The organism is Nissabacter sp. SGAir0207 (assembly GCF_005491205.1).
In the GTDB taxonomy this organism is placed as follows: Bacteria; Pseudomonadota; Gammaproteobacteria; order Enterobacterales; family Enterobacteriaceae; genus Chimaeribacter.
Window position 1 is genome coordinate 2,172,742 of record NZ_CP028035.1, and the last position, 17,374, is coordinate 2,190,115.

At 59.8% G+C, this 17,374-nt stretch carries 14 protein-coding genes and 1 other RNA gene; 5 read left to right on the plus strand and 10 right to left on the minus strand.

The features are described 5' to 3' along the window. Positions 1–22: 22 nt before the first annotated feature. Complete coding sequence (locus tag C1N62_RS09455) at positions 23–259, plus strand: major outer membrane lipoprotein (RefSeq protein ID WP_004943717.1); 237 nt, start codon at positions 23–25, stop codon at positions 257–259. A gap of 97 nt (positions 260–356) precedes the next feature. On the opposite strand, the gene C1N62_RS09460 is transcribed toward C1N62_RS09455, so the two are convergent. The 7 genes from C1N62_RS09460 to sufA all read right to left on the minus strand — a co-directional run bounded on the left by C1N62_RS09460 (position 357) and on the right by sufA (position 7,183). Beyond that, the gene (locus C1N62_RS09460) at positions 357–1,373 is read right to left on the minus strand and encodes a L,D-transpeptidase family protein (RefSeq protein WP_137763400.1); all 1,017 of its coding nucleotides are present in this window, start codon (positions 1,371–1,373) and stop codon (positions 357–359) included. A gap of 105 nt (positions 1,374–1,478) precedes the next feature. Continuing rightward, entirely contained in the window at positions 1,479–1,892 is a 414-nt protein-coding gene (gene sufE, locus C1N62_RS09465) for a cysteine desulfuration protein SufE (RefSeq protein ID WP_137763401.1), read from the minus strand. A 36-nt stretch (positions 1,893–1,928) separates the two neighbouring features. After that, positions 1,929–3,149 carry a cysteine desulfurase SufS gene (sufS, locus tag C1N62_RS09470; RefSeq protein WP_137763402.1) on the minus strand — a complete coding sequence of 407 codons (1,221 nt, stop codon included), beginning with the start codon at positions 3,147–3,149 and terminating at the stop codon, positions 1,929–1,931. Next, positions 3,146–4,450: a Fe-S cluster assembly protein SufD gene (gene sufD, locus C1N62_RS09475; protein WP_137763403.1), complete on the minus strand. Its 1,305-nt coding sequence runs from the start codon at positions 4,448–4,450 to the stop codon at positions 3,146–3,148. Before sufD ends, sufS begins: the two co-directional genes overlap by 4 nt. Beyond that, the gene (gene sufC, locus C1N62_RS09480; protein ID WP_137763404.1) at positions 4,425–5,171 is read right to left on the minus strand and encodes a Fe-S cluster assembly ATPase SufC; all 747 of its coding nucleotides are present in this window, start codon (positions 5,169–5,171) and stop codon (positions 4,425–4,427) included. The genes sufD and sufC overlap by 26 nt, the downstream gene beginning before the upstream one ends. An 83-nt stretch (positions 5,172–5,254) precedes the next feature. Next, on the minus strand, positions 5,255–6,781 hold the full coding sequence (gene sufB, locus C1N62_RS09485; protein ID WP_137763405.1) for a Fe-S cluster assembly protein SufB: 1,527 nt from the start codon (positions 6,779–6,781) through the stop codon (positions 5,255–5,257). Positions 6,782–6,793: 12 nt separating this feature from the next. After that, on the minus strand, positions 6,794–7,183 hold the full coding sequence (gene sufA / locus C1N62_RS09490) for a Fe-S cluster assembly scaffold SufA (protein ID WP_370465557.1): 390 nt from the start codon (positions 7,181–7,183) through the stop codon (positions 6,794–6,796). 548 nt (positions 7,184–7,731) lie between these two features. Between sufA and C1N62_RS09495 the strand changes: the two genes are divergently transcribed. After that, entirely contained in the window at positions 7,732–8,136 is a 405-nt protein-coding gene (locus C1N62_RS09495; protein ID WP_137763406.1) for a hypothetical protein, read from the plus strand. A 31-nt stretch (positions 8,137–8,167) separates the two neighbouring features. Here C1N62_RS09495 and C1N62_RS09500 read toward each other — a convergent pair whose 3' ends face one another. Next, positions 8,168–8,590: a hotdog fold thioesterase gene (locus C1N62_RS09500; protein ID WP_137764966.1), complete on the minus strand. Its 423-nt coding sequence runs from the start codon at positions 8,588–8,590 to the stop codon at positions 8,168–8,170. After that, entirely contained in the window at positions 8,590–11,643 is a 3,054-nt protein-coding gene (locus tag C1N62_RS09505) for an FAD-binding and (Fe-S)-binding domain-containing protein (RefSeq protein WP_137763407.1), read from the minus strand. Before C1N62_RS09505 ends, C1N62_RS09500 begins: the two co-directional genes overlap by 1 nt. A 297-nt stretch (positions 11,644–11,940) precedes the next feature. Here C1N62_RS09505 and ydiK point away from each other — a divergent pair, with 297 nt between their 5' ends. Together ydiK and rprA are read left to right on the plus strand one after the other, a co-directional pair. Further along, positions 11,941–13,044, plus strand: a complete 1,104-nt coding sequence (gene ydiK, locus C1N62_RS09510) for an AI-2E family transporter YdiK (protein ID WP_137763408.1) — start codon at positions 11,941–11,943, stop codon at positions 13,042–13,044. 251 nt (positions 13,045–13,295) lie between these two features. Beyond that, positions 13,296–13,410, plus strand: an RNA gene (rprA, locus tag C1N62_RS09515) — antisense sRNA RprA. Between the two features lie 253 nt (positions 13,411–13,663). On the opposite strand, the gene ppsA is transcribed toward rprA, so the two are convergent. Then, positions 13,664–16,045 carry a phosphoenolpyruvate synthase gene (gene ppsA, locus C1N62_RS09520; RefSeq protein WP_137763409.1) on the minus strand — a complete coding sequence of 794 codons (2,382 nt, stop codon included), beginning with the start codon at positions 16,043–16,045 and terminating at the stop codon, positions 13,664–13,666. Between the two features lie 445 nt (positions 16,046–16,490). On the opposite strand from ppsA, the gene C1N62_RS09525 reads away from it, so the two are divergent. Then, entirely contained in the window at positions 16,491–17,312 is an 822-nt protein-coding gene (locus C1N62_RS09525; RefSeq protein WP_137763410.1) for a pyruvate, water dikinase regulatory protein, read from the plus strand. Positions 17,313–17,374: the final 62 nt, after the last annotated feature.

Sequence of the window (17,374 nt, forward strand, 5' to 3'; positions counted from 1 at the left end):
CTCAATCTAGAGGGTATTTATAATGAATCGCACTAAACTGGTACTGGGCGCTGTTATCCTGGGTTCCACTCTGCTGGCAGGCTGCTCCAGCAACGCTAAAATCGACCAACTGTCTTCCGACGTTCAGACTCTGAACGCGAAAGTTGACCAGCTGAGCAACGACGTGAACGCAATCCGTTCTGACGTTCAGGCTGCTAAAGATGACGCAGCACGCGCTAACCAGCGTCTGGACAACCAAGCTCACGCTTACAAAAAGTAATCGAGCTAGGTTAACGAAAATGGCGCACCCGGTGCGCCATTTTTTTTGCCCCTTCCCTGCCCTCTTTATCTACCCGCGCGCCTCCCTGCGCACTCGCTTACTGTACGCTCTCCGGCGTCGTCAGGTCAGTCACCGGCGATTGATGCGCTGCACTCTGCGGCATCGGCAACTCTGGCACCACCGCATCCACGGGCATCCCATTATTCACCAATACCGGCATACCCGAACGCCGCGCAATCACCTGTTCCACCACTTGGGCATCCGTTGAGGGATCATGGATAAAGGTCTTCACCGCCTTGACGGGCACAATCGGCATGGTTTGCGGATCGTCTGCGTCAGTGCGTGACAGGGGCTGGTGCACCTCCATATAGCGCTTGCCGTCCGGCTCTACCGCGAATTTGATCGGTTGGTTGATGACCTGCACGCGCGTCCCTTTGGGTACGCTGTTGAACAGCGCCTCAATGTCATCCGCCCGCAACCGGATACAGCCGGAACTGACGCGCATCCCAATGCCGAAATTGGCGTTGGTGCCGTGGATCAGGTAGACGCCGCCCCCGGACGCCAGACGCAGCGCAAACAGCCCCATCGGGTTATCTGGCCCGGCAGGCACCACCGCTGGCAAGGTGACGCCCTGTGCCAGGTAGTGCTTGCGGATATTGGCAGTGGGTGTCCAGGTGGGATTGGGCACCTTCTGGATCACCGACGTCACCATCGTCGGCGTATTGCGTCCCAGCTGGCCAATGCCTATCGGGTAGACCACCACGCGATTTTCCCCTTTCGGGTAGTAGTAGAGGCGCAGCTCAGCGAGATTGATGACGATGCCTTCGCGGGGCGTATCAGGCAGCAGCATCTGGGTGGGGATGGTCAGCACCGAGCCGGGGGTAGGCAGCCAGGGGTCGGTGCCGGGGTTGGCCTCCAGCATCGCCAGCAGGCCAATCTTGAACTCGGCGGCGATGGTCTCCAGCGAGTGGCCATCATTGGGTACGGTGTAGGTAATGTTCTCGCCAATCAACCGGCTGTTATCCGGTGGCAGAGGGTAATCGGTGGCTTTGGCAAGGGTACAGGCCAACAGCCAGAGGGTGGTGCCGAGGAGTAGTGAGGTCACTCTATTCATGCCTGTATCCTTATTACGTCACACAAAGGGTTGGGTGGCGGTTCCTGGCGCCCTGGGAGGGGCAAGGTCAAAGATACAGCCGCGCAGGGCGCGCGGCAACAGGTTCTAGCTCAGCTCTGCGGCGTTGGCACGGATGGCGCGGATCATCGCCTCCAGCCCTTGTGAGCGGGAAGGCGTCAGGTGCTGGCTCAACTCCAGCTCGGCAAAGAAGGGGCGGACGTCCAGCGCGACAATCTCTTCTGGCGTCATATTGCCATAAAGAATGAAGACAATGGTCAGCAGCCCCTTGACGATCGCGGCATCGCTATCGCCCTGGAAAACCACCCGGCCATCCACCTGCTCCATCGCAATCCACACCTGGCTCTGGCAGCCAGAGATGCGGTAGCGGTCCTGACGCAGTTCATCGCTGAGCGCCGGCAATTTGGCCCCCAGCTCGATGACATACAGGTACTTCTCTTCCCAATTTGCGCAACGGGAGAAGTTGCGCAGCAATTTCTGTTTATCTGGCAGCGTCGCCATAAAGCCCATCCTGCTCCAGTGATTAAAGGCTGCGGGTCAGCCCAGCAGCCGGTGGATGCGCTGTAGACCAGCGACTAAACGATCAACCTCTTCGCGGGTATTGTACATCGCCAGCGAGGCACGGCACATCGCCGGCACCTGGTAGTAGGCCATCAGCGGCATGGCGCAGTGGTGGCCGGTACGGATGGCGATGCCGTACTGATCGAGGAAACTGCCGACGTCATAGGCGTGGTGCTTGCCCAGATTGAACGGGATCACCCCGGTGCGGGTGGCAGGGCCATACAACGTGATGTCCGGCACCTGTGCCATCGCTTCCAGCGCGTAGCTCATCAGGGAGGTTTCATACTGATGAATGGCATCCAGACCCACCGACTCCACATAGTCGATGGCGGCGCCCAGCCCCATCATGCCAGCCGTATTGGGCGAACCGGCCTCAAAGCGCCACGGTGCGGCCACAAAAGTGGTGCCCTCGGTGAAGCTCACTTCGCGGATCATCGACCCGCCCCCTTCCCACGGCGGCATCTGCTCCAGCAGATCGGCCTTGCCGTAGAGGATGCCAATGCCCGACGGCCCATACAGCTTGTGGCCAGAGAAGACATAGAAGTCGCAATCCAGCGCCTGTACGTCCACTTTCTGGTGCATCACGGCCTGAGCACCATCCACCAGCACCTTCAGGCCCGCGGCCTTGGCTTGCGGGATGATCTGCTCCAGTGGGTTGATGGTGCCCAGCACGTTGGAGACCTGGGTCAGCGCCAGCAGCTTGGTCTGCGGCGTGATCAGCTGCTCCAGCATTCCCGGTTGCAGTTCACCTTCCGGGGTAATGGGCCAGACGTCAATGTGCAGGGAGCGCGCCTTTGCCAGCATCTGCCACGGCACGATGTTGGCGTGGTGCTCCATCTCGCTGATGATGATGCGATCGCCCGGTTGCAGGAAGGCATTGCCAAAGCTGTTGGCCACCAGATTGATGCCTTCGGTGGTGCCTTTGACAAAGACAATCTCCTCGGGAGTGGCGGCGTTGATGAAACGCGCCACCTGGGCGCGCACGCCCTCCATCTGCTCGGTGGCTTCGGCGCTCAGCGTATGGATGCCGCGGTGAACCGCGGCATAGCCATGACGATAGAACTCCGCCTCACGGGCAATGACCTGCTCCGGCTTCTGGGCGCTGGCGGCGCTGTCGAGGTAGGCCAGCGGCTGGCCATTCACCTCACGCGCCAGCAGCGGGAAATCCTGCCGGATCCGTTCAATCGGATAACTCATCGCTGTCCTCCACGCAGGCGGCCGGCGATACGGGTCAGAACCGTTTCGCGCAGCGCCTCGTCCTCCAGCGCCTCTGTCAGTTCAGCGGCAAAGGCAAAGATAATCATCTCCTGCGCCGCGTCGCCGGCAATGCCGCGCGAGCGCAGGTAGAAGAGCTGCTCATCGTCGATGCGGCCGACAGTCGCGCCGTGGCTGCACTTGACGTCATCCGCGTAGATCTCCAGCTGCGGCTTGGTGTCCACTTCCGCCTGCTTGCTCAACAACAGATTGTTGTTGGTCATCTGGCCGTCAGTTTTCAGCGCGTGCTGTGCCACCTTGATCATGCCGTTGAATACTGCCTTGGCGCGATCGTGGACAATCACCTTGTGCATCTGGCGGCTCTGGCAGTAGCCCTGATTGTGCTCCAGATAGGTGCGGGTGTCGCAGATTTCGTCATCCACCGGCAGGATCAGGCTGTTGATGCTCAGGTTGCTGTTCTCACCGTTCAGCTGCGCGCTGGTGTTGTGGCGGCAGAGGCCAGCACCCAACAGGAAGCTGTGGCTGCTCACCTGCGCGTCACGGCCCACCACCAGATCGTTGTGCGCCAGGTGGTAGCTGCTCTGGCTCTCAAACGCCAGTTTGACGTGGCGCAGCACCGCGTTGTCACCCACTTCCGCTGTCAGGCGCGCGCCGGTAAAGTGGCCGTGCTCATCCAGGCTGATGTAGTGCTCAATCACCTCGGCCTCAGCGCCACGGCCAATTTCCAGGTGGTAGCGGTGATGGACGGTATTGATCTCGCTCTGCTGTGCACGTCCGCTGGAGATGTGCAGCAGGTAGAGCGGCTTCTCCGCCTGCTGGCCCGCCGCCAGACGGATCAGGCGTGGCTGGTGCGCCAGACTTTCGGTCAGGTGCAGGAACACCTCGGACTGTACCGGGGCTGGCAGCGCGGTGTGCATTGACGGCGTCAAGGTTTCCACCACAAAGCGGCCGGTCTCGCTGTCGCTCAGCTCGGCATTGAACTCGCCATCCACAAACACCAGACGGTAGGCGTCAATCGGCAGTGCCTGTTGGTCGCAGTCAGCGCGGCTGAGGCTCTGGCTCTCCGGCGCGAAGAACTGCTTGCCCAGTAGCGGGGAAACCGGGGTGTATTTCCAGTTTTCCATCTTCGGGTGCGGGAACCCGAGGCGCATTACCTGCTGCCAATGAGTATGGGCGTGGGCGGAGTGCTCGCCGCCGCGGCTCTCAAACAGCCGGTAAAGTTGCTGCATGGCACGTGGGCTACCGGCCTGGGGTGCATCACTCTTGCTCGGTAAGCCAGCCATAACCCTGCTCCTCTAACTGTTTGACCAAGGTAAAGTCGCCAGACTTCACGATACGCCCCTGGTAAAGCACATGGACGTAGTCCGGCTTGATGTAGTCCAGGATGCGCTGGTAGTGGGTCACGATCACAAAGGAGCGTTTGCCGTCGCGCAGCGCGTTGACGCCGTTGGAGACGATCTTCAGCGCATCAATGTCCAGACCAGAGTCGGTCTCATCGAGGATGCACAGGGAAGGCTCCAGTGCCGCCATCTGCAGGATGTCATTACGCTTCTTCTCACCACCGGAGAAGCCCACGTTCACGGAACGGGTCAGCAGGTCAGACGGCATCTTCAGCAGTTCAATCTTCTCTTCGATGAAGTCCGCGAAGTCAAAGCGATCCAGCGGCTCCTGCTCACGGTATTTGCGCACCGCGTTCACCGCGGTTTGCAGGAAGAACTGGTTGCTGACGCCCGGGATCTCAACCGGGTACTGGAAGGCCATGAAGACGCCCTCGCCAGCGCGCTCCTCAGGGTCCAGCTCCAGCAGGTCTTTGCCGCGGAACAGGACGTCGCCGTCGGTCACTTCATACTCTTCGCGGCCCGCCAGCGTGGCGGAGAGCGTACTTTTGCCGGAGCCGTTTGGCCCCATGATGGCGTGAACTTCGCCCGGCTTGACCTCCAGGTTGATGCCCTTGAGGATCTCCTTGTCTTCGACGCTCACCTTCAAATCTTTAATGCTTAACATGTCTGTCCTTTAGCGCGCCTGCGCCCTGTTCAGCGTGGACCTGCACGCCTTTACTTGACTCAAAATTCGTTCTTAACGCCGGCTTAGCCGACGCTGTGTTCCAGACTGATGGCCAGCAGTTTTTGTGCCTCAACGGCAAACTCCAGCGGCAGCTCGGAAAAGACGTCCTTACAGAAACCATTCACGATCATGGAGATCGCGTCATCTTCGCTGATCCCGCGTTGCAGGCAGTAGAAGAGCTGGTCATCACCAATTTTCGAGGTGGTGGCCTCATGCTCCAGCTGTGCGCTGTTGTTGCGCACTTCCACATACGGGAAGGTGTGCGCCGCGCTGTCCGGGCCAATCAGCATCGAGTCGCACTGGGTAAAGTTACGGGCATTTTCTGCGCCCGGTAGCACTTTCACCAAGCCGCGGTAGCTGTTCTGGCTGTGGCCAGCGGAGATACCTTTCGAGATGATGGTGGACTTGGTGTTCTTACCAATGTGGATCATCTTGGTGCCGGTATCGGCCTGCTGCTTGCCGCTGGTGAGTGCCACGGAGAAGAATTCACCGATGGAGTTGTCACCCTTCAGGATCACGCTCGGGTACTTCCAGGTGATGGCGGAACCGGTTTCTGACTGGGTCCAGGACATCTTGGAACCCTGGCCTTCGCACAGCGCACGCTTGGTCACGAAGTTCAGGATGCCGCCGGTGCTCTCTTTGCTGCCGGAGAACCAGTTCTGGACGGTCGAATATTTCACTTCCGCGTTTTTGTGCAGGATCACTTCCACCACCGCCGCGTGCAGCTGGTAGGTGTCACGCACCGGTGCCGAGCAGCCCTCGATGTAGCTGACGTAGCTGTCTTCGTCGGCAATCAGGATGGTGCGCTCGAACTGGCCGGTTTTCGCCGCGTTGATGCGGAAATAGGTGGAAAGCTCCATCGGGCAGCGCACGCCTTTCGGCACGTAGACGAAGGTGCCGTCAGAGGCCACCGCCGCGTTCAGCGCTGCGAAGAAGTTGTCCTGCGCCGGCACCACGGTACCGAGGTACTTGCGCACCAGCTCCGGGTGCTCCTGGATCGCTTCGCCGAAGGAGCAGAAGATCACGCCCTGCTCGGCCAGCTTGCCACGGTAGGTGGTCGCCACGGAGACGGAGTCAAAGATCGCATCGACCGCCACTTCCGCGCCTTCACGTACCGGCACGCCAAGCTGGTTGAACGCCTCTTCCACCTCTGCGGTCAGGTAGTTTTTGTGGGTCTCCAGCGCCGGGACACCGAGCGCTTCCGCCGCCGTGGGCTGCTGGGTGGCGCCGGGCTGGGAGCCACAGGCATCATCGCAACTGCCACAGGAGGGGGCGGAGTAGTAGCTGTAGTCCTGGTAGTCGAGCGGCTTATAGTAGGCTTTCAACCAATGCGGCTCTTCCATTTTCGTCCAGGCGTGGTAGGCCTGCAGGCGGAATTCCAGCATCCACTCAGGTTCATTGCGCTTGGCGGAGATGGCACGCACCACATCCTCATTGATCCCTGACGCCAGCTCATCGGTGGCGAGCTGGGTGAAGAAACCTTCCTTGTATTTGCCCTCACCGACCCAAGCCTGTACGTTCTCAGGAATTTCTACATTGCTTCGTGTCATGTTGGAGTTCACTTAAACGCCAAAGCTCTCACCACACCCGCAGGCATGTTGAGCTTTAGGATTGTTAAATTTAAAAATCTGATTCAGCCCTTCGCGGACAAAATCGACCTCAGTACCGTCGATAAACGGCATGGCTTTCAGCGGAACATAGAGCCGCGCCCCATCCAGCTCAAACACCAGATCGTCATCAGCCGGGTTTTTGGTCAGGTCGAGGACGTAACCAAAGCCCGCACAGCCGGACTGCTTCACGGCCAGTTGTAGCCCCTTGATCTCAGGGTCTTGCTCAACCAGCTTCTTGATCTGCTGGGCAGCCGTCTCGGTTAATGTCAGTCCCTGCCAGATGTTCTCTTCCAGCGAGAAAGTGCCGACATTCTCTTTTGGCAACGTATTCTCTGTCTGCATGGTAACCACCTCATAATGAGCAATAATTGTGCGCACCGGCCTGTTTCGTTGACAAAACCCGCATGACGCCCAATCTGTTCTTACCTAAATTATAGTGTATCGGCACTGACCAGTTGAGCCGGCGGCCTGGCGGCGTTGTCGCATAGCGACTATCTTAGTGATAAGAGAAATCACTTCAACCTCTTGTTTTGAGAGGGTATACCGATTGTTACCCCATCTGAGGGGCCACAGGCAGGCGGGCCAGGCTTCTGATTCCACGCGCGCCGGGCGGGCGCAGCCAGAACGCATTGAAATTGTTGTGAATTTAATGTTAACGGTTTTGCGCCGCAGAGTTTATTCAATGTAACAATTTAAACGATCAGCCGATCACTGAAGATCTATCGGAAATACCTATTTATTTTACAGGTCCTGACAATGAAGCGAAACCTGTTTGACGGGCTTTGTTGCTTCTTAGTTACATGAGGGCGTAAAAGAGGATCTACAACCGTTGATCGCCATGAAATTTGTGCATATGATAATAATTATCATTCATAATCTGTGGGACACCCATGACGGTTTCCATGAATGCCTGGCTGCAAGGCAAAATTGACGATTATAAGTTCCAGGTACGTGACGCGACGGTGGATTTTTATATGGCCGACGCCGCGCTGAACCGCCCGCAGGCGGGCGTTGAACAGCTTACGCGCTATAACCGGGTCAGTCTGGAGATGGCCAACCTGTGTGCGATGAATGGCGATGAGGAGAGCTATGTGCATGCGCTGAGCAAGTTGCACAACCGGCTGATTCTTGAGATCAACAACCCCGAGCGTGAGTACCTGTTTCGCGTGCAGTGTTACACCTTTGCCCGCCATACGCTGAAACTGATCTGCCAGCACTACATGCTGCTGGGCATCTGGGAGAAGGCGAGCGCCTTCCAGAGTGATTTCCTCAAGCGGGTGCCCAACCCACTGTAAGCACGGGGGCCAGATGGCCCCCGTCATTGTTTCAGGCCGGGGCGTCGATGATGGAGGTGGTGAGCCGCGCCACGCAACAGAGTTGGCCCTGCTCATCCTCAATCTCAATCTGCCACACCTGATGCCGCCGCCCGGTGTGCAGCGCCCGGCAAATGCCGCGCACCTTGCCGCCGCGCACCGCGCGCAGGTGGTTGGCATTCACCTCCAGCCCCACCACCTGCTGCCCCTCGCGGCTACAGAGGTAGCCCGCCACTGATCCCAGCGTCTCTGCCAGCACCACTGACGCGCCGCCATGCAGCAGGCCAAAGGGCTGGGTGGTGCGGGCGTCCACCGGCATGGTCGCCTCCAGCCAGGTAGGCTCCAGCCGCGTGAACTGGATGCCGAGGTGGCCGACCATGTTCCCCTGCCCCATCTGGTTGAGCGCCTCCAGCGTGGCGTGGCGTTGCCAGATCATCACATCAGCTCCAGCAGGGCCTGCAACGGATGGCGCAGGCCGTTGCCCTCAATACGCTTCACCTGGCTGCGGCAGGAGTAGCCGGTCGCCAGACAGCGCTGGCGCGGCAGGCGCTGCAACGACTGGTGCCACGACAGCTCATAGATGCCGAGGGAGTTGGCGATGTTTTTCGCCTCATGGCCATAGGTGCCAGCCATGCCGCAGCACCCGACGCTGATGTTCTCCAGCTTCGCGCCGTAGCGGGCAAAGATTGCCGCCCACTGCTGGCTGCTGGAGGGGAGCGAGGTGGTCTCGGTACAGTGGCCGAACAGGTACCAGGACTCACCGCTGATCTGCTGCGCCGGGCGCGCCGCCAGCGCCTGCGTCAGCCACTCGTGCACCAGCTGCACCTGGAAGCTGCCACGGCTCTCGCCGAGCACCTGCTGGTACTCTTCGCGGTAGCAGAGCACCAGCGCCGGATCGACGCCCACCATCGGCATGTCGAGCTGGGCGAGGCGGTTGAGCAGATCCGCCGTCTTGCGCGCGGTCTTGGCAAAGCGCACCAAAAAGCCCTTGATGTGCTGCGCCTTGCCGTTCGGCGCAAAGGGCAGCAGCACCGGCCGCAGGCCAAGCTTCTCCACCAGATAGACCAGATCGCTCACCACTTCGGCGTCGTAGTAGCTGGTGAAGGGGTCTTGCACAATCAACACATACTGGTTGCGCTCATCGCGTGGCACCGCTTCCAGCTGCTCTAGCGTCATGGTGGTGGCGCGGTGGCCCAGCAGTTGCTGCTTCAGCGTCGGGCTGGAGAGCAGCGGCAGGTCAACCATGCCGAGCGCGTTGCGGCTCAGGTCACGCACCCAAGGCTGGCGGAAGAAGAAGTTGAACACCCGCGGCGCCTTTGCCATCAGCGGGGTGTAACTCTCGACGCTGGCCACCAGGTGGTCACGCGCCGGGCGCAGGTAGCGGGTGTGGTAGAGCTGCAAGAAGCGCGAGCGGAAGCCGGGCACGTCAATCTTGATCGGGCACTGGGTGGAGCAGGCCTTGCAGGCCAGACAGCCGGACATCGCCTCCTTTACCTCGTGGGAGAAGTCATACTCGCCCTTGCTGGCGTGCCAGCTATTGCGCGTGCGCTCAATCATGCCGCGCAGGCTGACGCGGTTTTCGCTCAGGCGCTTCTCCAGCTCCAGCGGATCGACCCCCTGCTCCGCCAACAGGCGCAGCCACTCCCGCACCAACCCGGCGCGCCCCTTGGGCGAGTGGATGCGGTTGCCGGTGATCTTCATTGACGGGCACATCGGGCTTTTGACATCAAAGTTGAAGCACAGGCCATTGCCGTTGCACTCCATCGCGCCACGGAAGGAGGTACGCACCGAGAGCGGGATGCGGCGGTCATAGGTGCCGCGCTTCACCGCGTCCACCTTCATCATCGGGTCATCCCGCTCCAGCGGCGGGCAGATCTTGCCGGGGTTGAGGCGGTTGTCCGGGTCAAAGGCTGACTTGATGCGGCGCAACTCAGTGTAGAGCGTCTCACCGAAGAAGGCCGGGCTGTACTCGGCGCGGAAACCCTTGCCATGCTCGCCCCACAGCAGCCCGCCATAGCGGGCGGTCAGCGCCACCACCTCATCAGAGATCTGCTTGAGCAGCACCTCCTGGCGCGGGTCGCACATGTCCAGCGCCGGGCGCACGTGCAGCACCCCGGCATCGACGTGGCCGAACATGCCGTAGCTCAGGTTGTGGCTGTCGAGCAGTTGGCGGAACTCGACGATATAGTCGGCCAGGTGTTGCGGCGGCACACAGGTGTCTTCGGCGAAGGGGAGCGGCTTGGCCTGCCCCTTGGCGTTGCCCAGCAGGCCCACCGCCTTTTTGCGCATCGCGTAGATGCGCTCGATATCCGCCAGTTCGCCACACACTTGATAGCCAATCACGCCATCCTTGCGGTCGGCCATCAGCCCATCCAGCCGCGAGCAGAGGTCGGTCACCTGATTCTCAATCAAATCATGGTCGTCGCCAGCGAACTCAACGATGTTCAGCCCCAGCATCTCCTGATTCGGCACGTCAGTGATCAGCGCCTTCACCGAGTGCCAGACAATGTCCTCACGCGCCAGATTGAGCACGCGCGAATCGACCGTCTCCACCGACAGGGCGTTGGCGCGCACCATAAAGGGCGCGTTGCGCAGCGCGGAGTCGAAGGAGTCATACTTGACGTTGACCAGCCGCCGCACCTTGGGGATGCGCGTGATGTTGAGGCGCGCCTCGGTAATGAAGGCCAGCGTCCCCTCGGCCCCGGTCAGGATGCGCGTCAGGTCGAAGGTTTGCAGGTCATCGCTCAGCACATGGCGCAGGTCATAGCCGGTGAGGAAGCGGTTGAGCTGCGGGAATTTCTCCAGAATCAATTGGCGTTGCTCACGGCAGCGCCCCAGCACGGTGCGGTAGATGGCGCCGGTGGGCGACTGCTCCTTGGCCAGCTGCTCCGCCAGCGCGGTTGGCATGGCGCGGGTGTCGAGGATCTCGCCGCCCAGCAGGATGGCGCGCAGCCCCAGCACGTGGTCGGAAGTTTTGCCGTAGACCAGCGAGCCTTGCCCGGAGGCGTCGGTGTTGATCATGCCGCCGAGGGTGGCGCGGTTGCTGGTAGAGAGTTCAGGGGAGAAGAAGTAGCCGAAGGGCTTCAGGTAGTCGTTGAGCTGATCCTTGATGACGCCCGCCTCCACCTTCACCCAGCCCTGCTCGAGGTTGAGATCCAGGATGCGGTTCATGTAGCGCGACATGTCCACCACAATGCCAGCGTTGAGGGCCTGGCCATTGGTGCCGGTGCCGCCGCCGCGCGGGGTGAAGGTCAGGGAGCGGAAACGCTCCTCGCCAGCGATGCGCGCCAGCAGCGCCACGTCGGAGGTGGAGCGCGGGAAGACCACCGCGTCCGGCATCAGTTGGTAGACGCTGTTGTCAGTCGCCATGGTCAGGCGGTCGGCATAGCTGGTGGCGGTATCGCCGTTAAACCCGTTCTTCTTTAAAGCTTCCAAAAAGTCCAGCACCCGCTGAATCAGCCCAGGTGCCTGAGATATCTGTGGGATCATTGCTGTTGACCCTGTCCGTCGGTTGTTGTGTTCACGCCTGTCTCGCCGGAGAACCGAGTACGCAGGCCCTTCCTGTCTGCCGCGCCTTACCCTTTTTGGTTGCGGATAATGTTTTACGGCCTACGTTGCCCAGAAAAACTACCACACTTCCTTTTTTAACGCGCCGTCACCTTAACGCTTTTCAGCCGCTGCGGCTAACAACTAATCCTGATGCCAGCAGGAAAAACTCCCTATAATGCGCCATGATACAGTCGTTCTATCAAGGCATAACGCCGTTTAATGAGATGAGACTCTTCCATGATGTATTCGAATAAGAATTATGATCTGCCGCAGATTATGTTTGGCGTCCTGTTCATCTCGCTGATGACCATCGCCAGCATCTGGGTGGTGCAACCCTTTATCCTCGGCTTTGCCTGGGCCAGCATGGTGGTGATCGCCACCTGGCCGCTGCTGATTAAATTGCAGGGGATCCTCTGGGGCCGCCGTTCGCTGGCGGTGCTGGTGATGACCCTGATGCTGATCCTGCTGTTTGTGCTGCCGATTGCCCTGCTGGTCAACAGCGCCATTGAGAATGGCGCGCCGCTGGTGGCGCTGGCGAGCGATCCGTCGCAGTTGAAACTGCCGACGCTGGAGTGGCTGCGTGACATCCCGATGGTGGGCGATAAGTTCTACCACGGCTGGAATAGCCTGCTGGATGGCGGCGGCAGCGCGCTGGTGGCGAAGCTGCAACCCTACATTGGCCGTACCGCCAGCTGGGTCGGCATTCAGGCGGCGCACCTTGGCCGCTTTATCATGCACTGTGCGCTGATGGTGCTGTTCAGCGCCCTGCTCTACAGCCGTGGCGAGCAGGTTGGCATGGGGATCCGCCACTTTGCCTACCGTCTGGCGGCCGAGCGCGGCGACGCGGCGGTGCTGCTGGCCGGTCAGGCGATCCGTGCCGTGGCGCTGGGGGTGGTGGTGACCGCCATTGTGCAGGCGGTACTGGGCGGCGTGGGGCTGGCGATTGCCGGCATCCCCTACGCGACCCTGCTGACGGTAGTGATGTTCACCCTCTGCGTGGCGCAACTGGGGCCGCTGCTGGTGCTGATCCCGGCGATTATCTGGCTCTACTGGTCAGGCGACACCACCTGGGGCACCGTGCTGCTGGTGTGGAGCTGTGTGGTGGGCACGCTGGATAACGTCCTGCGCCCGGTGCTGATTCGCATGGGTGCCGACCTGCCGATGATCCTGATCCTCTCTGGCGTTATCGGCGGCCTGCTGGCCTTCGGCATGATTGGCCTGTTCATTGGCCCGGTGGTGCTGGCGGTCTCCTACCGGCTGATCTCGGTCTGGGTCAGTGAAGCGCCGGAGCCAGAAAAAGATCAGCGTGATGCTGGCCACGGGCTGGACGATATTAAATAAAAAATTCCGCCAGACAGTGTAGCCATACTGAATTCCTCTGGCTGGCGGTAAAATTATTGGGCGGCCGCTAACTTCGCCGCCCGATTGATAAAAACAGAGTAAAATCATCCTGCCCTTAGGCTATTTTTCATGATAAATAGCGATCGGCGTCAAGAAATGGTTAATGATGGTAATCATTTATCTCATTAGACCCTAATGATTAGGATGATTCTTAAAGACTCTCCCGCCCCATCTCTCTAGTATTATTGGTAATTCGGATTTCAACCCACTGATTTATATACAACCTTTCCCCTGAGTGAGTATAGTGAATCATCGAATTGCTGTGTGTAGTCTTTGCCCGTCATCCTATGATGGGCTTTTTTTTGCCTATAATTTTTGCCCTCTATTTCCCGGCGGCAAAACAGTTTACTGCCCCCGCCCCTTCCCAGCGTGATATTCACTGGCCTGACCATGTCGTTTCCTCCCTCATCACACTCACAAAGAAAAATTATTATCCTGTCCTTTGCGCTGGCATAAAAAATGAGGAACGGGCGCGACAAAATTTAAAAAAGGTTGCGCTTGGTTATCACCATAAAAAAACCACGGCCGGGGCCGTGGTTTAAAGCGGGGTAAACTGGGATCAGGCTGGCTTGGCCGCCAGGTTCATCCAGGTTTGCACCACGGTGTCCGGGTTGAGCGACAGGCTATCAATGCCCTCATCCATCAGCCAGGCGGCGAAATCCTCATGGTCGGATGGCCCCTGCCCACAGATGCCGACATATTTACCCTGCCGTTTGGCCGCCTTGATCGCCATCGAGAGCAGCGCCTTCACCGCCTCATTGCGCTCGTCAAACAGCTCGGAGACCACGCCGGAGTCGCGATCCAGCCCCAGCGCCAGCTGCGTCATGTCATTGGAGCCGATGGAGAAGCCATCAAAGTGCGCCAGGAACTGGTCAGCCAGCAGGGCGTTGGAGGGGATCTCGCACATCATGATCACCTTCAGGCCATTTTCGCCACGCTTCAGCCCCTGCGCCGCCAGCTCGGCCACCACCGCCTCGGCCTGCGCCACGGTACGCACGAACGGCACCATCACCTCGACGTTGGTCAGCCCCATCTCATTGCGCACCCGTTTCATCGCCTCACACTCCAGCGCGAAGCAGGCGCGGAAGCTGTCCGCCACGTAGCGGCCCGCGCCACGGAAGCCGAGCATCGGGTTCTCCTCATGCGGCTCATACTTCTCGCCGCCCACCAGGTTGGCGTACTCATTGGACTTGAAGTCCGAGAGGCGCACAATCACGCGTTTCGGCCAGAAGGCCGCGCCCAGAGTGGCGATCCCTTCGGTCAGGCGTGCCACGTAGAACTCCACCGGATCGTCATAGCCCTGCATCAGGGTGCGGATCTCGGCCTGCAACGCTGGCTCCTGCTGGTCAAACTCCAGCAGCGCGCGCGGGTGGACGCCAATCATGCGGTTGATGATAAATTCCAGCCGCGCCAGCCCTACCCCCTCATTCGGCAGGCAGGCGAAGTCAAAGGCGCGGTCAGGGTTGCCGACGTTCATCATGATCTTCAGCGGCAGCTCAGGCAGCGCATCGACGGTGGAACTCTGTACGCTGAAGTCCAGCAGGTCGCCGTAGACGTAGCCGGTATCGCCCTCGGCACAGGAGACGGTGACCTTCTGGTTCTCCTGCAGGCGTTCGGTGGCGTCGCCACAGCCCACCACCGCCGGGATGCCCAGCTCACGGGCGATGATCGCCGCGTGGCAGGTACGGCCGCCACGGTTGGTAACGATGGCCGACGCCTTCTTCATGATCGGCTCCCAATCGGGGTCGGTCATGTCCGTGACCAGCACGTCGCCACTCTGGATACGGTTCATCTCACTGATGTCATGGATCACCTTCACCGGGCCAGCGCCGATGCGGTGGCCGATGGCACGCCCCTCCACCAGCACCTTGCCGCTGCTGTTGAGCTGGTAGCGCTCCATCACCTGGCCGTTGGAGCGCACTGTCTCCGGCCGCGCCTGCACGATAAACAGCTTGCCGGTGTGGCCATCCTTCGCCCACTCGATGTCCATCGGCCGGCCATAGTGCTGCTCAATCTGCACCGCCTGCTGCGCCAGCGCCTGCACCTCTTCATTGGTCAGGCAGAAGCGGCTGCGGTCGGCTTCTGGCACATCCTCAATCCTGACCTGCTTGCCATGCTCCTGGCTGGCGGCGTAGACCATGCGGATCTTTTTCGACCCGAGGGTGCGGCGCACGATGGCTGGCTTGCCATTGGCCAGCGTCGGTTTGTGGACGTAGAACTCGTCAGGGTTGACCGCGCCCTGCACCACCATCTCACCCAGCCCATAGGCGGCGGTGATGAACACCACCTGGTCAAAGCCCGATTCGGTGTCAATGGTAAACATCACGCCCGCGGAGGCCAGGTCGGAGCGCACCATGCGCTGCACACCAGCGGAGAGCGCCACGCCACGGTGGTCATAGCCCTGATGCACGCGGTAGGAGATGGCGCGGTCGTTGAACAGCGAGGCATAGACATGCTTCACCGCCACCAGCACCGCATCAAAGCCCTGCACGTTAAGGAAGGTCTCCTGCTGGCCAGCGAAGGAGGCGTCTGGCATATCCTCGGCGGTGGCTGAGGAGCGCACGGCGAAGGAGGCCTCCGGGTCATCGGCGGAGAGCTGCTCATACGCGTCACGGATCGCCTGCTCCAGTTCCGGCTGGAAAGGGGTGTCCACAATCCACTGGCGGATCTGGGTGCCCGCTTTGGCCAGTTCGGTGACGTCATCAATATCGGTCTGGTCCAGCAACTGATAGATACGCTGGTTGACGCCGCTCTGATCCAGGAAGTCGTTAAACGCCTGCGCGGTGGTCGCAAAACCGTTCGGCACGGAGACGCCCAGCTCAGAGAGGTTGGTAATCATTTCACCCAGAGAAGCATTCTTGCCCCCCACTTTATCTACGTCTTGCATGCCCAGCTGGTTGTACCAGAGGATATTACGCACGTCAGGCTCTTTATTGGACATCGAGGCAATCCTTTTGATATTCAGTAAGATACAAACGGATGCAAAACCCAACATCAGGTTCGGCAATGTCAGACTAGCATAATGCTCCATATGGCTTTACTGGGTGAATCGATACAACACCACAAAGTCTGCTCTTTAGGATTAATCCCGGTTGGCTTTGCCTCGGCCAGAAATATTCAAGCTATTGAAATGTATTCAATTAATTATATAGCCCACTGGTAAGCGAAATTTAATTTCCACTAAATGAAAAAATGGAATTTAATATTTCACCGGGTCGCGCCCTGCGGTTAATTGGCAATAGCTGGATTAACGCGCTAAAACAACATTTCATTTGCCAGAGTGCCTCACGCTTTACCGCTTTTCATTCGCCTGCCGATTTTCTCTGTGCCAGACTGGGGAAAAGCCGGAAAGTCTGGCTGGCCACTAAGGATTAACGGAGGGATAAATGGAAAGGTATGTATTTTATATTTCTGACGGCACGGCAATTACCGCCGAGGTGCTGGGCCACGCGGTGCTGTCGCAGTTTCCTATCAAATCCACCATCTTCTCGCTGCCCTTCGTGGAGAATGAGGGGCGCGCCAGAGCGGTCTGCCAGCAGATCAATGAGATCTACCAGAAGAGCGGCGTGCGGCCGCTGGTGTTCTACTCCATCATCTCGCCAGCGGTGCGCGACATCATCAACGGCAGCGAGGGGTTCTGTCAGGACATCGTGCAGGCACTGGTGGCACCGCTGCAACAGGAGCTGGGCATGGCGCCAACGCCGGTCGCCAACCGCACCCACGGCCTGACAGAGAGCAACCTCAGCAAATATGACGCGCGCATCGCGGCGATTGACTACACCCTGGCCCACGATGACGGCATCTCGCTGCGCAACCTCGATCAGGCCCAGGTGATCCTGCTTGGCGTGTCACGCTGCGGCAAGACGCCCACCAGCCTCTATCTGGCGATGCAGTTTGGCGTGCGCGCCGCCAACTACCCCTTTACCGCCGATGACATGGACAACATCCAGCTACCGGCGGCCCTGCGCCCCTACCACCACAAGCTGTTCGGGCTGACCATCAACCCGGAGCGGCTGGCGGCCATCCGCGAGGAGCGGCGCGAAAACAGCCGTTACGCCTCCCTGCGCCAGTGCCGGATGGAGGTGTCAGAGGTGGAGGCGCTGTTCCGCAAGCACCAGATCCGCTACCTCAACAGCACCAACTACTCGGTAGAAGAGATCTCCACCAAAATCCTCGACAGCTTCGGCATGAGCCGCCGCCTGTTCTGATGCCCCCGCTGGCGCATCCCCCGCGCCAGCTTCCCCTACCGCGGCCACAGAATGCGCGGTGG

Coding starts and splice junctions, on each gene's coding strand:
- C1N62_RS09455 (WP_004943717.1), top strand. CDS start 23: ATGAATCGCACTAAACTGGTACTGGGCGCTGTTATCCTGGGTTCCACT.
- C1N62_RS09460 (WP_137763400.1), bottom strand. CDS start 1,373: ATGAATAGAGTGACCTCACTACTCCTCGGCACCACCCTCTGGCTGTTG.
- sufE (WP_137763401.1), bottom strand. CDS start 1,892: ATGGCGACGCTGCCAGATAAACAGAAATTGCTGCGCAACTTCTCCCGT.
- sufS (WP_137763402.1), bottom strand. CDS start 3,149: ATGAGTTATCCGATTGAACGGATCCGGCAGGATTTCCCGCTGCTGGCG.
- sufD (WP_137763403.1), bottom strand. CDS start 4,450: ATGGCTGGCTTACCGAGCAAGAGTGATGCACCCCAGGCCGGTAGCCCA.
- sufC (WP_137763404.1), bottom strand. CDS start 5,171: ATGTTAAGCATTAAAGATTTGAAGGTGAGCGTCGAAGACAAGGAGATC.
- sufB (WP_137763405.1), bottom strand. CDS start 6,781: ATGACACGAAGCAATGTAGAAATTCCTGAGAACGTACAGGCTTGGGTC.
- sufA (WP_370465557.1), bottom strand. CDS start 7,183: ATGCAGACAGAGAATACGTTGCCAAAAGAGAATGTCGGCACTTTCTCG.
- C1N62_RS09495 (WP_137763406.1), top strand. CDS start 7,732: ATGACGGTTTCCATGAATGCCTGGCTGCAAGGCAAAATTGACGATTAT.
- C1N62_RS09500 (WP_137764966.1), bottom strand. CDS start 8,590: ATGATCTGGCAACGCCACGCCACGCTGGAGGCGCTCAACCAGATGGGG.
- C1N62_RS09505 (WP_137763407.1), bottom strand. CDS start 11,643: ATGATCCCACAGATATCTCAGGCACCTGGGCTGATTCAGCGGGTGCTG.
- ydiK (WP_137763408.1), top strand. CDS start 11,941: ATGATGTATTCGAATAAGAATTATGATCTGCCGCAGATTATGTTTGGC.
- ppsA (WP_137763409.1), bottom strand. CDS start 16,045: ATGTCCAATAAAGAGCCTGACGTGCGTAATATCCTCTGGTACAACCAG.
- C1N62_RS09525 (WP_137763410.1), top strand. CDS start 16,491: ATGGAAAGGTATGTATTTTATATTTCTGACGGCACGGCAATTACCGCC.